Raw genomic sequence first — 11,954 nt, forward strand, 5'->3', positions numbered from 1 at the left:
AGGGCGTTCACCCCAGCGGCTGCGCGGCATTGAGCCGCTGTGCCACGTAGTCGCAGGCGATGCGGCAGTCCTGCTTCAGGTCTGTCTCGTCGCCGGCCAGGCTGCCGCGCAGCCAGAGCCCATCGATCATGGCCGCCAGCCCGCGCGCGGCATCACGCGCCTGCCGCAGCGGCAGCTCGCGGCGGAACTGGCAGCAAATGTTGGAATAGAGTCGCCGATCGTTGGCGCGCTGCAGGCGGCGCAGCACCGGCTGGTGCATGCTGGCGGCCCAGAAGTCGAGCCAGGCGCGCATGGACACGGCGTTGGTTTGGCTGGGATGGAAGTTGCCCTGGATAATGGCGAACAGCTGTGACTGGCTGTCGCTTGCCGCCTGCGCGCGGCATTCGGCCACTGCGTCGCGCAGATCGCGCAGGATTTTGCGCATGGTGGCGCTCAGCAACCCCTCTTTATCGCCAAAATAGTGGCTGACGATGCCGGTCGACAGCCCGGCTTCTTTCGCCACCTGAGACAGGGTGACGCCGGCCAGCCCGACGACGTTAATGGTCTCGAAGGCGGCGTTAATCAGCTGCTCCTTACGCTGCTCCGGAATATCTCTGCGGTACATATTTTCCCCAACTGATAGGCCAATCACACTTTGGATTTGATTGATTGAACGGTCAATCAATACTCTATATGCTGCAAAAATGTCAAATAAATGACGATAAAATGTTAACTGAAGGTTGCATTGAAATCGTCTGTCTTTCGCACCATGGAAGCCTGCCAATGACAACAAAAACTCCTCCATCGCTTGACGAAGAACCTGTCAGATTGAATGTTCCGGTATTTTTCGGCTCGGCGGCGGTGATCCTGCTGCTGGGATCGCTGGTCGTGCTGTTTCCCTCCGCCAGCAAACTGTGGCTGAACGCCGCGCAAAGCTGGGTCGCCGACGTGTTCGGTTGGTACTACATGCTGTTGATGGTCGCCTGTATGGCATTCGTCTTCTGGCTGGCGCTGTCGCGCTTCGGCCATATTCGCCTCAGCCAGGATGACGAGCCGCCGCAGTTCAGCTATCCCTCGTGGGTGGCGATGCTGTTCTCGTCGGGCATCGGCATTGCGCTGGTGTACTACGGCGCTTATGAACCGCTGGATCATTTCCTGTCGCCACCGGAAGGCAGCGGCGGCAGCGTGCAGGCGGCGCGACAGGCGATGGCGCTGACCTTTTTGCACTGGGGGCTGCACGGCTGGGCGCTGTATGCGCTGATCGCCACCGCGCTGGCCTATTTCGCCTATTGCCGCGGCCTGCCGCTGGCGCTGCGCTCTGCGTTATACCCGATCTTCGGCGAGCGCACCCACGGCGGCGTCGGCCATCTGGTGGACAGTTTCGGCATTCTGGTGACGGTGATCTCGATGGTAACTAACCTGGGGATCGGCGCGCTGCTGGTGAACTCGGGACTGTTTTATCTGTTCGATATTCCGCAAAGCACCGGCGTGCTGCTGGCCCTGATCGTGGTGATGATGGTGGTGGCCACGCTGGCGGCGGTCACCGGCGTCGAGAAGGGCATCGCCATGTTGTCGAACATCAACGTCGGCTTCCTGTGCCTGCTGCTGCTGTTCGTGTTTCTGGCCGGGCCGACGCTGAATCTGCTGAACGGCATGTTGCAGAACCTCGGCGATTATCTGACCTCGCTGGTCAGCCGCAGCTTCGATATGTATCTGTACGGCAAGGCGCGCCAGTGGCAGGGCGCCTGGACGCTGTTCTACTGGGCCTGGTGGGTGGCGTGGGCGCCGTTCGTCGGGCTGTTCATCGCGCGCATTTCCAAAGGACGCACCATTCGCGAACTGATTTTCGGCGTGCTGCTGATTCCGCTGGGCTTCACGCTGGCGTGGCTGTCCATCTTCGGCAATACCGCCATCAGCCTGGTGCTGGAAGGCGGACAGGCGATCCTGGGGCAGGTGGCGCAAAGCGATCCGCCGATGGCGGTGTTCAAGCTGTTCGAATACTTGCCCTATACCCAGCTGACCGCCGGCTTTGTGGTGGTGATAAGCTTCGTGCTGTTCCTGACGCCGGTCGATTCCGGCACGCTGATGATAGCGAACCTCTCCTGCCAGGGCGGTTCCGCCCATGATGACGCGCCGGCCTGGCTGCGGGTATTCTGGGCGGCGGTGACTACGCTGGTATGCGCCGGCCTGCTGTATGCCGGCAGTTTCAGCGCGATGCAGACGGCGGTGGTGCTGTGCGGCCTGCCGTTCTCGGCGGTGATCGTGCTGTACATGGTCAGCCTGCGCAAGGATCTGTGTCGTTACGCCATGAAGCCGGTGCTGCCCTGAGGCGGTTTATTCGTCTGCACGCGGCCGGTGATGCACGTACTCGACAGTCGTGCCGTCCGGCAGGCGCGCATTGAAACAGGCGCCGGTGGGCACCTCCACCGGGCCGAAGAAAATCTCTGCTCCGGCGGCCAGCAGCCGCTGGTGGTAGGGATAAATGTCATCGACCAGCAGCGTGCCGACGGTGCTGCGGAAAGGGCGCAACTGCTCTTCCGCCCCCTCCAGGATCAGAAACGGCCCCACCGCCGCCAATACCAGCCGATGCTCGGGAAAATCGAAGCGCATGTCCGCCGTTACGCCGTGCAGCTGCTCGTAAAACGCGATGGTGCGATCGATTTCGCCTTCGCCAACGTAGACCCGAATCAGCACGCGTGGCTCACGCAGCGATGAAGAGTCGGCGGTTTTGCGCCAGAAACCGGCTTTTGTCAGTGCTGTCGTCATGTTCATCTCCTTGCTGGTTACCTGCTGCTTATCATGCCGCCGTTTTTTCATCCGGGGTTGGATCGAGTTGGCATAAGCTAGCCGAGCCGGTAATAACCCATTCACAGGGCGTTAAAGGGCGTTCTGTTTGTGATTCCTGTCACGGCCTACGCTTTTATTATTATTCAGCATTGATAATGTCATAACGTGATTATTGATTAACACAATGGAGTTAATCGTTCGCGCCATAACCGCGATAAAGCAAACGGATTCAAATAATAAAGCGGGTGGGGCAATACGACCGATGAAAAGGGAAATAGCGTCAATTTATAAGGGAAGGTTAAGTTTTATTTATTAACCTGTTTATAAATCACGGCATTTTGGCTTTTTCAATAAAAGTAAAAAGTGCCGGGTAATTTTATTTAAATCAGTAAAAACATAATATTGATTTATTTTCATGTCATTCGCGCTTTGTGAAAAATACCTGATTTGCCACCCGGCCGTCGTTTTCAACGGCCGTTTGACATGCCCGTTACTTGAGATAAGTTTATATCGTTAATATGTTAATGAGTTGTTATCGTGACCGATGGCCAATGTTTCTCTTGGCTGCGCGCTTAATCGACTTATGCCATGGCCGCTCGCCATTCATAAGTTAACTTATGGACCAATGACGCTATGAATAACTCGCCAGGGCAGCGCTCGCGATTGAGCGAAGAGAACCGATTGCTGATTATTTTATTCTTCGTGTTCGGCTGCGTGTTCGTCGATCGCCTGACTATCTCTTTCCTGTTTCCGATGATTGCCGCCGACCTCAAGCTCAGCAACGTGCATCTTGGCACGCTGTCGGCGGTGCTGGCATTGACTTGGGCGCTATCCGGCGCGGGGCTGGGGGCGATAGCCGATCGCTTTAATATCCGTAAACCGATGTTGATCCTGTCGATCCTGGTGTTTTCACTGTTCTCCGCGCTGTCGGGGCTGGTCAGCGGGTTTGCCATGCTACTGATCTTCCGGGCGCTGATGGGGATCGCCGAAGGGCCGGTTTTGCCGATCGCACAGTCGTTGATGGTGGAAAAATCGCAGCCGCAGCGCCGCGGTTTCAACATGGGATTGATCCAGGGCGCGGCGCCGGGGCTGCTGGGCGGCATTATCGCGCCGCCGCTGATCATCTATCTGGCGCAGAAGTGGGGATGGAGCATGGCGTTTCATCTGACCGCCGTGCCGGGCATCATTCTGGCGTGGCTGATCTATCGCTATGTGAACGGCAAGAAGGATCCCGCTTTCAGCGCCGCGCCGGCGGCCGGCAAGGCGGCGAACAAAGCCGCTTACGGCGAGCTGTTTAAAATCAAGAATGTGGCGCTGTGCATTCTGATCTCCTGCGTGTTCGTCACCTGGTTCATGATCATCATTACCTTCACCCCCAACTTTTTGGTGACCGACCGCGGCTTCGGCGAAGGCACGATGGGCGGCATCATGAGCGCCATCGGCGCCGCCTGGGTGTTCTGGGGCGTGGCGGTGCCGGCGATTTCCGATCGCCTCGGCCGCAAGCCGACGCTGATCTTCTTTTCGCTGCTGGCGGTGTGCTGCCCGCTGTTCCTGAGCTACGTCGATAACCCGTGGCTGCTGGGCGTGCTGGTGTTCCTGTCTTATACCGGCCTTGGCTGCTTCACGCTGTTTATGGCCACCATCCCGTCGGAAACGGTATCGCCGGCCCGTATCGCCACCGCGTTGGGGCTGGTGATGGGGATTGGCGAGGTGATTGGCGGCTGTCTGGCGCCGTTTATCGCCGGGCTGATCGCCGATCGCTACGGGCTGGTCAGCGTGATGTGGCTGGCGGCCGCGGGCGCCGTGTGCGCCGGCGTACTGAGTTGTTTTCTCGATGAAACCGCCCCCGCGGTGGTGAGCCGCAGAGCGGTGAAACCGGCGAGCGTCGCCGACGTTTGAGGCGGTTTTCATCCCATTCAATCAAGGAGAGTGAAGATGTCAGCAGATCAATCCGTACTGAATCAAAATGCCGAGCCGGACTGGAAGAATTACGACGATTTCGCGCGCGGTATCGACACTAACCGCCTGCCGGGCACCCAGGACTGGCGGGGCAAAACGCTGCAGATCGCCTTTGACAACGACGGGGAAATCACGCTGCGCTTCAGTGCCGATCGGCAACGGGTGCTGTGGGCCTGGGGAGGGGAGAGCGGTGAGGACGCTTACGAAGAGGTGCAAACCTCCGCCGCACGCTATTTCTTCAATATTCCGCTGCAGTCGCCGGGCAACGAGTGCCTGACGCTGGTACTCAATCGTGACAGCGGCCGGGCGCTGCTGGTGCGCAGCACGCTGTTGCCGGAACAGACGGTGGAAAAGGGCTCGCGCCTCAAGCAAAGCTTCCACGTCGGCCGGATTGTCGGCGTCACGCCGAGTGGCGTCGCGCCGCATCTGACCCGCGAGCTGATCGGCTATCGTACGCTGAATGTCTACAGCCCCAACCACTATTACGAACACTTCTACGTCAATACCGAGCGCTATGCCTGGCAAAACCTGCGCGGCGAGCAATTCGGCCACGGCGATATGGACTACGCCACCTACTACAAGTTTGAGGACGAGATGTTCCTGTTCACCTTCCGGGAAAAGATTATCCCGGTGTGCTCGGTGTTCTTCTTCGACTTTATTTCCGGGCGCTGCACCGGTACCTTCCTCGGGCTGGACGCCGCCGGCCGGGTGTTGGTGTCACCGGCCGGGGCCTTCATCAGCAAGATGAGCTACAACGCCTACCCGGAAGGCGTGCAGCCGCTTTGATTCAGGCGTTTCTGACCAGCGATCCGGCGTTGATCTCCGCGATGGTTTTCGCGCCGGTGAGCGTCATGGCGACGCGCATTTCCTTGTCGATCAGATCCAGCAAGTTAGCCACCCCGGCTTCGCCGGCCGCCGCCAGCGCATAGACGAAGGCGCGCCCCAGCAGCACGCTGTCGGCCCCCAGGGCGATCATGCGCACCACGTCCAGGCCGCTGCGGATGCCGGAGTCGGCCAACAGGGTGATGTCGCCTTTCACCGCGTCGGCGATCGCCGGCATGGCGCGCGCGGTCGACAGCACGCCGTCCAGCTGGCGGCCGCCGTGGTTGGAGACGATGATGCCGTCGGCGCCGAAGCGCACCGCGTCTTTGGCGTCCTCCGGATCCAGAATGCCTTTGATGATCATCGGGCCGTCCCAGAATTCGCGGATCCACTCCAGATCTTTCCAGGAAATCGACGGATCGAAGTTGGCACCCAGCCAGCCGATGTAGTCTTCCAGGCTGGTGGGTTTGCCGCGGTAGGCCGAGACGTTGCCCAGATCGTGCGGCTTGCCGAGCAGGCCGACATCCCAGGCCCACTGCGGATGGGCAAACGCCTGCAGCACGCGGCGCAGCGCGGCGTTAGGGCCGCTCATCCCTGAGTGGGCGTCGCGGTAACGGGCGCCCGGCACCGGCATGTCGACGGTAAACACCAGCGTTTTCACGCCGGCGGCCTTGGCGCGCTCCAGCGCATTGCGCATAAAGCCGCGATCTTTCAGCACGTAAAGCTGGAACCACATCGGCCGATCGATCGCCGGCGCCACCTCTTCGATCGGGCAGACCGACACGGTGGACAGCGTGAACGGAATGCCTTTTTTAGCCGCGGCACGCGCGGCCTGCACTTCGCCGCGGCGGGCGTACATGCCGGTCAACCCCACCGGCCCCAGCGCCACCGGCATCGCCAGCTGCTCGCCGAACAGCGTGGTCTCCAGGCTGAGTTCGGACATATTGCGCAGCACGCGCTGGCGCAAGGCAATATCGGCCAGATCTGCGGTATTGCGCTTCAGCGTATGCTCCGCGTAGGCCCCGCCGTCGATGTAGTGAAACAAAAACGGTGGCAGTTTGGCCTGGGCGGCGGCCCGGTAGTCGGTTGACGCGGAGATGATCATAGTGTTTACCTTCTTGTCTTGCTTGCGATAACGAGTGTTCAGTCAGAGCGTGAGGATCGCTGCCATACCGGCCGCAATCCCGCCGTACGCCAGCATCGGCAGCACGGTCTTTCTGATGATTTTGCCTTCGGCGTTGCCGATCCCGAGGATCGAACAGACGGCGATAATGTTGTTCAGGCACACCATGTTGCCCATGGCGCCGCCGACGGACTGCAAGGCCAGCGTCAGATTGACGTCAAGGCCGCTGCTCCGGGCGATCGACTGCTGAATGCCGCCGAAGGTCAGGTTCGAGACGGTATTGGAACCGGAGAAGAACGAGCCCAGCGCGCCGAGGAACGACGAGAACAGCAGCCAGCTCTCGCCGGTCAGCGCCGCCAACGCTTTGCCGATCAGGATCACCGGCGCGTTGTCGCCGCCCTGCATCATCAGGTTGACCATCACCAGCGCGCCGAACAGGGCGATAAAGGGCCGTGCGACGCGCCCGCCGGTTTCGCTGAACATTTGCCGCACCTGGCCGCCATTCAGACGGAACAGCGGAATACACAGCAGCACCACCAGCAGGAACGGGATCAGCGCCGGGACATACAGCGTTTTGTAGCCGGCAGCGGCGGAGGTGCCCAGCACCTGCTGCAGTTCGACGATCAGCGCCCGGCTGATGCGCAGCTCCCCGAGCCAGCCGAGGTTTTCCTGCCACAGCAGCGCGGTGTTGTTGAGCAGCGCCTTCAGGCCCAGCTGATGGATGCGCGTCACTATCAGAATAGCAATCAGTAGCAGGGTCGGGGTCATGGCCTTGACCACCTGCAAGAACGGCACGGCCTGACCGGCGCTCTGCGATTTGTCGCTACGGGTGAGGCCGATGCCGCCGCGCGCCAACAGTACCGAGAGCGCCAGGCCGATCGCGCCGCCGACCAGCGCCGGGAATTCATAGTTCACCTGAGCAAGCAGCAGATAGGGCACGGTGCAGCTCAGCACGCTGAGCAGGATAAACGGCAGGTTGCGGCGGATATCCTGCCAGGAAACGATAAAGCGCAGCGCCAGCAAAGGAATGACGAAGCCGGCGACAAAGTGGATCAGCGCGGTCTGCCGGCCGATCTCCAGCAGGCTGGCGTCCGACAGACCGAGGTTGGCAAAGCCGAACCAGGTGGGAGTGCCCACGGCGCCGAAGGAGACCGGTACCGAGTTCATCACCAGCGTCAGCAGGGCGACGCGCAGCGGGTTGAAGCCCAGCCCGACCAGAATCGGCGCGGCGATGGCGGCCGGGGTGCCGAAGCCGCTGGCGCCCTCAATCATAAAGGCGAACGCCCAGCCGATAATCATCAGCTGGGCCACGGGATTGGGGCTGATGGTTTCCAGCCAGCGCCGCACCACGTTTTCCGCGCCGCTTACCTGCATCAGTTTGTTGAGCAGGATGGCGCCGGCGATGATGGTGATCGGCGTCAGCGTCGACACCAGTGCGGTGATGATATTGGCATGCAGCAGCCGCAGCGAGGCATCGAACCACAGGAGCTGTACGGCATACACCACGGCGGCCGTCAGCGGCAGGGCGAGGTAAGAGGGCACGCCATTCCTTTTGGTCATCATCCAAATCAGCAGGACGATGGGCGCAATACTGAAAAGCAGGGGCATAAGATCCTCAGGGTTATTATTTTTATGGGCAGAGATATGTAGCTGAAAGGTTAATTACCGCAACATTTTCATTCTAATCACAACGTTGGTGACGATGCCATGCGGTATTTTTTTAACATCGGCGAACGGCGGCGGCGGTGGGAAACTGGCCGGCAGAAGGGGTTAAATTAACTGCTTTAAAATCAGTTTGATAGGAAGCGATTTTGTGTGATAAATGCGTGAGTTCACATTAATTAAGCGGTAATGTTCAATAGATTATGTCCAAAAATGCGGTAATCCCCGCGGCTTTTTGCGGCCGCGGGGAAATAATCAGAGCAGGGAACTCAAAAATAATGGCTGATATTTTGGTAGGAACCGATGATATGTTCGATCAGCAGACGGGTTTTTAACGGCAGATTGCGGGTGTAAGGATAGACGGCGTAAATGCCCAATACTTTGCCGCAGTGGCCGGCCAAGATCTCGGTCAGCTTGCCGTCCTGCAAATCTTCATACACCATGCAGCGCGGCACCATGGCGATACCGTGGCCGCCGATCACCGCTTTGCGGATCGCTCGCGCATTGTTGGCCGACAGGTTGCCGTTAACCTGCAGCTCGTAGATTTCGTTGCGTCCCGGCCGCTTCATCAGCCAGTTGGCGGTACCGCTCTCCTGGTAGGTGTAGGTCAGGCAGTTGTGGCCAAGCAGGTCTTCGGCGCTACGCGGTTCCGGGTGGCTTTCCAGGTACCCCGGCGAGCAGACGATCACCCAGCGGGAATCGAAGATCGGCCGGGCAATCAGGCTCGAATCCGGCATGGTGCCGGTGCGGATCGCCAGATCGATACCTTCTTCCACCAGATCGACAAAGCGGTTTTCCAGCCGCATCTCGACCTTCAGGCTGGGGTGCAGAGCGCAAAATTCCGCCACGCTCTCGCTCAGCAGCAGCTCGCCGGAAATGGTCGGCACCGACATGCGAATGGTGCCGGTCAACTCTTCGCTCTTTTCGCTGACGGCGTACAGCGCCTCCTGCACTTTGGCGCCGATCTCTTTGGCCTGCTGGTAGAGTGCCTGGCCGCTTTCGGTCAGCGTCAGGCTGCGGGTGGTGCGGTACAACAGCCGGGCACCCAGCGATTTTTCCAGCCGCCCGATGCGTTTACTGACCACCGAGCTGGTGATGCCGGCGCTCTCCGCGGCCTTGCTGAACGAGCCGCAGTCGACAATCAGGGCGAACAGAATCAGGTCGTTGGCGTATTCGTGAGTGGCGAGCATGGGCATCCTGTAGAGTGAGAGTCCTGCTGCCCAGTGTAAATCCGGCGCGGCAGGAAGCAATCTTTTCAGCGTGTTGCACGTCGTCGCCAACTGGTCAGATCTGAATTTTTCTTATTTGTTTTTTCATTTTATTGAGAATTATCCTTTTATGTTTTTCTTGCTTTAATAGGCTTTGATCTACTTTTCTTGTTTTTAGACTAATTTAAATTGGAATAGTCCCGCATTCACGGCTTACTTATTCGATTAACTTTCTCTTGCAGTGTAAATAATTGTATTGATCTGCTCGTTTGGGATGGCTATGCTTTTTCCCGAAGCGCTCTCATTGTTATTAATTAGATGGTTTTAAAATGTATTGAAGAATTGCTCTGTCTGCCGACAGAGTAATGGGTAGTGTGTTTATATTTTAATATATATAAGGATATTGTAATGAAGAAAATCAATCTGTCAGAAGCGGGAAACATCGTCGGCGGTACTTTTGTTTGTACCAAGGAGTTTGCCTGGGTGGGCAGCGGCAATAACCGCACCTGCCAGCTGGTCACTACCTGCGCCGATAAGTTTGGCGGTGTGAGAAAGACTTATCACCCGGCGCCGGTAGCAAGCTGCCCGTCTAACCCAACCACGCCAAGCTGAGGCGGGTTAATCCCCTGCATTTAGATTAGCGGTGGGCAGGCGGGCAGCGTTCGCGCTGGCCCGCCTGATACCGGGCGAAAAGTCATCTTTACGTTCTCATTATTTACGGTATTAACTCTTTTTCATGTATTCACCCTGCCGGGTGAGTATTAATATATGCGCAGGATGCGTCCGTTATGTATAAACGTCCCTTGCTTTTCATTAGCTACACGCTGGTCATTATTTTTGCCTCTTCTTTTCTGACCGCCTTTTATTTTAAACATTACGTCATGCAACCGCCGGAGGCAGAAAGCCTGAGCTTTATCGCCCCGGAAAAAATCGAGCAAAGCCCGTTGCAAGACGATAATACCATTGTCGAAGTCTTCTCCTATGCCTGCCACTATTGTGAAGTCAACGAAAGCGGCGTGGCCGAGCTGGAAAAAAGTTTACCGGCGGGGGCCAAACTGGTGCGCTTGCACCTTAGCGACGACAGTCAAGCCGGCATGGCGGCCTTTGCGCCCCTGTTCGCCACGCTGACGATCATGGGGATCGAAGCGCAGTATCGCCCCGCCGCTTACCGCGCCATTATCAAAGAAAACCTCAACCTGGCGGACGACAAACAGCTCAGCGCCTGGCTGACGGCCAACGGTATCGATGAGGCTGCCTATCAGCAGGCCAGAGGGTCAGAGCGGGTCAAAGAGCTGTTGGCGTATATGACGGCAGTGAGCCGCTATTACCAGATCAACGCGACCCCCAGTTTTATCGTCAATCGCAAATGGCTGGCGCTGCAAGATCGTGAGTTTTCTGCTTTCAGCCGGCAGCTGCTGTCGCTGCTGCAGCACGATAAGCCGCTGGCCCCGTGATGCGCCTGCTCGCGGTTCGTGGGTATTTGGCCTGGCGCAACGGTCTGGACGCGATGGCCCGCTTATCGGCAACGGGTGCCGGGATGGGCAACCGCATGACGTGTGCTGTGCTGCGGCGCGTGGATTATCGCCTGTGGCTGGAAGTGCGCCGGCGGTTGAGGGGAAGCAGACCGCAGCGTCGCTTTCGCCACCGGCATGCGGTAGCGCTGGCGAACCGCCAGAGCCTGTTGGGGGAGGGCAAGCTGGACTTCGCCTGGCTGATGCAGCGGCGGCAGTGGCTGGATCTCGCGGCGGTCTATGCTCGCAATGCGGCGCTGATGAAGCATTTGGCGCACTGTTCCGCGCAGCTCGATCGGGTCGTGGAACCGCTGCATCGCGCGGGCGTGCCGGTACTGCTGGCGCCGATGCATACGGTCTCCGACGTGTTGGCGACGCTGGTCGGTGCGAATGTTTATCCCAGACGAGCCACGGTGATCGTTTCCGGCGATGTGCAGGCGTTTGCGCAGCGAGCGCCGGAAGACGAATGGCGGCAGCGGCTCGACTATTGCTCGATTCACGACGATCCGCGACACATCGCCGGTACCTTATCGCAGGCGATGCTGGAAGCGGCGGAACATCGGCGCAACATCATCCTCTTCCCGGACATCACGCCGGATTACACCCTGCACAGCAGTCAGGATGCTGCGGCCAAACTGGCCTGTCATCTGTTCGGCCGGCCGGCACATTTGCACAGCGGCCTCGTTCGGCTGTCCCGGGCGCTACGGGCTCAGGTGGTGTTCTATTCGCTTTATTTCGATCGCGGCATCCGCATTCACATCGAAGAGCCGGTCGCTGCAGACCGGGTCGGCCGCGCCATGCCGGCGATCGTCGAGCGAACCCTCCGGCGGCATGCGGATGATTGGCTGTTATGGCATTCGCACTCTTTATTTTTCATCAACGAATAAGTCAGGGATATCACTA

11 protein-coding genes are annotated in these 11,954 nt (G+C 58.8%); 6 read left to right on the plus strand and 5 right to left on the minus strand.

Going from position 1 to position 11,954, the window contains the following annotated elements:
- Positions 1-7 precede the first annotated feature (7 nt).
- Positions 8-604 carry a transcriptional regulator BetI gene (betI, locus tag ACJ8QI_RS20750; RefSeq protein ID WP_060441322.1) on the minus strand — a complete coding sequence of 199 codons (597 nt, stop codon included), beginning with the start codon at positions 602-604 and terminating at the stop codon, positions 8-10.
- 158 nt (positions 605-762) lie between these two features.
- Between betI and ACJ8QI_RS20755 the strand changes: the two genes are divergently transcribed.
- The gene (locus ACJ8QI_RS20755; RefSeq protein WP_442533012.1) at positions 763-2,307 is read left to right on the plus strand and encodes a BCCT family transporter; all 1,545 of its coding nucleotides are present in this window, start codon (positions 763-765) and stop codon (positions 2,305-2,307) included.
- Positions 2,308-2,313: 6 nt separating this feature from the next.
- On the opposite strand, the gene ACJ8QI_RS20760 is transcribed toward ACJ8QI_RS20755, so the two are convergent.
- Complete coding sequence (locus ACJ8QI_RS20760) at positions 2,314-2,745, minus strand: VOC family protein (RefSeq protein WP_048234779.1); 432 nt, start codon at positions 2,743-2,745, stop codon at positions 2,314-2,316.
- Between the two features lie 654 nt (positions 2,746-3,399).
- Here ACJ8QI_RS20760 and ACJ8QI_RS20765 point away from each other — a divergent pair.
- Positions 3,400-4,665 (plus strand): MFS transporter, encoded by a 1,266-nt coding sequence (locus tag ACJ8QI_RS20765; RefSeq protein WP_047729954.1) that lies wholly within the window; start codon positions 3,400-3,402, stop codon positions 4,663-4,665.
- A gap of 36 nt (positions 4,666-4,701) precedes the next feature.
- Positions 4,702-5,511: a MoaF C-terminal domain-containing protein gene (locus tag ACJ8QI_RS20770; protein ID WP_084827202.1), complete on the plus strand. Its 810-nt coding sequence runs from the start codon at positions 4,702-4,704 to the stop codon at positions 5,509-5,511.
- 1 nt (position 5,512) lies between these two features.
- Here the strand turns inward: ACJ8QI_RS20770 and lldD are convergent, their stop codons facing one another.
- The 3 genes from lldD to ACJ8QI_RS20785 all read right to left on the minus strand — a co-directional run bounded on the left by lldD (position 5,513) and on the right by ACJ8QI_RS20785 (position 9,522).
- On the minus strand, positions 5,513-6,652 hold the full coding sequence (gene lldD, locus ACJ8QI_RS20775; RefSeq protein WP_047570674.1) for an FMN-dependent L-lactate dehydrogenase LldD: 1,140 nt from the start codon (positions 6,650-6,652) through the stop codon (positions 5,513-5,515).
- A 42-nt stretch (positions 6,653-6,694) separates the two neighbouring features.
- Positions 6,695-8,278 carry an L-lactate permease gene (locus ACJ8QI_RS20780; protein WP_442533013.1) on the minus strand — a complete coding sequence of 528 codons (1,584 nt, stop codon included), beginning with the start codon at positions 8,276-8,278 and terminating at the stop codon, positions 6,695-6,697.
- Positions 8,279-8,601: 323 nt separating this feature from the next.
- Complete coding sequence (locus ACJ8QI_RS20785; RefSeq protein ID WP_060443595.1) at positions 8,602-9,522, minus strand: LysR family transcriptional regulator; 921 nt, start codon at positions 9,520-9,522, stop codon at positions 8,602-8,604.
- Between the two features lie 426 nt (positions 9,523-9,948).
- Between ACJ8QI_RS20785 and ACJ8QI_RS20790 the strand changes: the two genes are divergently transcribed.
- The 3 genes from ACJ8QI_RS20790 to ACJ8QI_RS20800 all read left to right on the plus strand — a co-directional run bounded on the left by ACJ8QI_RS20790 (position 9,949) and on the right by ACJ8QI_RS20800 (position 11,938).
- A complete protein-coding gene (locus ACJ8QI_RS20790) occupies positions 9,949-10,152 on the plus strand; it encodes a DUF4762 family protein (RefSeq protein ID WP_087763657.1) in 204 nt (67 codons plus the stop codon).
- 176 nt (positions 10,153-10,328) lie between these two features.
- Complete coding sequence (locus ACJ8QI_RS20795; RefSeq protein WP_442533014.1) at positions 10,329-10,994, plus strand: DsbA family protein; 666 nt, start codon at positions 10,329-10,331, stop codon at positions 10,992-10,994.
- Positions 10,994-11,938, plus strand: a complete 945-nt coding sequence (locus tag ACJ8QI_RS20800) for an ABC transporter (RefSeq protein WP_087763658.1) — start codon at positions 10,994-10,996, stop codon at positions 11,936-11,938. Before ACJ8QI_RS20795 ends, ACJ8QI_RS20800 begins: the two co-directional genes overlap by 1 nt.
- Positions 11,939-11,954 lie beyond the last annotated feature (16 nt).

Source organism: Serratia sp. CY84636, from assembly GCF_052166245.1.
Classification (GTDB): Bacteria; Pseudomonadota; Gammaproteobacteria; order Enterobacterales; family Enterobacteriaceae; genus Serratia; species Serratia nevei.

Excerpts from the sequence above, each read along its gene's own strand:
- betI (WP_060441322.1), bottom strand. The coding sequence starts at position 604 with ATGTACCGCAGAGATATTCCGGAGCAGCGTAAGGAGCAGCTGATTAAC.
- ACJ8QI_RS20755 (WP_442533012.1), top strand. The coding sequence starts at position 763 with ATGACAACAAAAACTCCTCCATCGCTTGACGAAGAACCTGTCAGATTG.
- ACJ8QI_RS20760 (WP_048234779.1), bottom strand. The coding sequence starts at position 2,745 with ATGACGACAGCACTGACAAAAGCCGGTTTCTGGCGCAAAACCGCCGAC.
- ACJ8QI_RS20765 (WP_047729954.1), top strand. The coding sequence starts at position 3,400 with ATGAATAACTCGCCAGGGCAGCGCTCGCGATTGAGCGAAGAGAACCGA.
- ACJ8QI_RS20770 (WP_084827202.1), top strand. The coding sequence starts at position 4,702 with ATGTCAGCAGATCAATCCGTACTGAATCAAAATGCCGAGCCGGACTGG.
- lldD (WP_047570674.1), bottom strand. The coding sequence starts at position 6,652 with ATGATCATCTCCGCGTCAACCGACTACCGGGCCGCCGCCCAGGCCAAA.
- ACJ8QI_RS20780 (WP_442533013.1), bottom strand. The coding sequence starts at position 8,278 with ATGCCCCTGCTTTTCAGTATTGCGCCCATCGTCCTGCTGATTTGGATG.
- ACJ8QI_RS20785 (WP_060443595.1), bottom strand. The coding sequence starts at position 9,522 with ATGCTCGCCACTCACGAATACGCCAACGACCTGATTCTGTTCGCCCTG.
- ACJ8QI_RS20790 (WP_087763657.1), top strand. The coding sequence starts at position 9,949 with ATGAAGAAAATCAATCTGTCAGAAGCGGGAAACATCGTCGGCGGTACT.
- ACJ8QI_RS20795 (WP_442533014.1), top strand. The coding sequence starts at position 10,329 with ATGTATAAACGTCCCTTGCTTTTCATTAGCTACACGCTGGTCATTATT.
- ACJ8QI_RS20800 (WP_087763658.1), top strand. The coding sequence starts at position 10,994 with ATGCGCCTGCTCGCGGTTCGTGGGTATTTGGCCTGGCGCAACGGTCTG.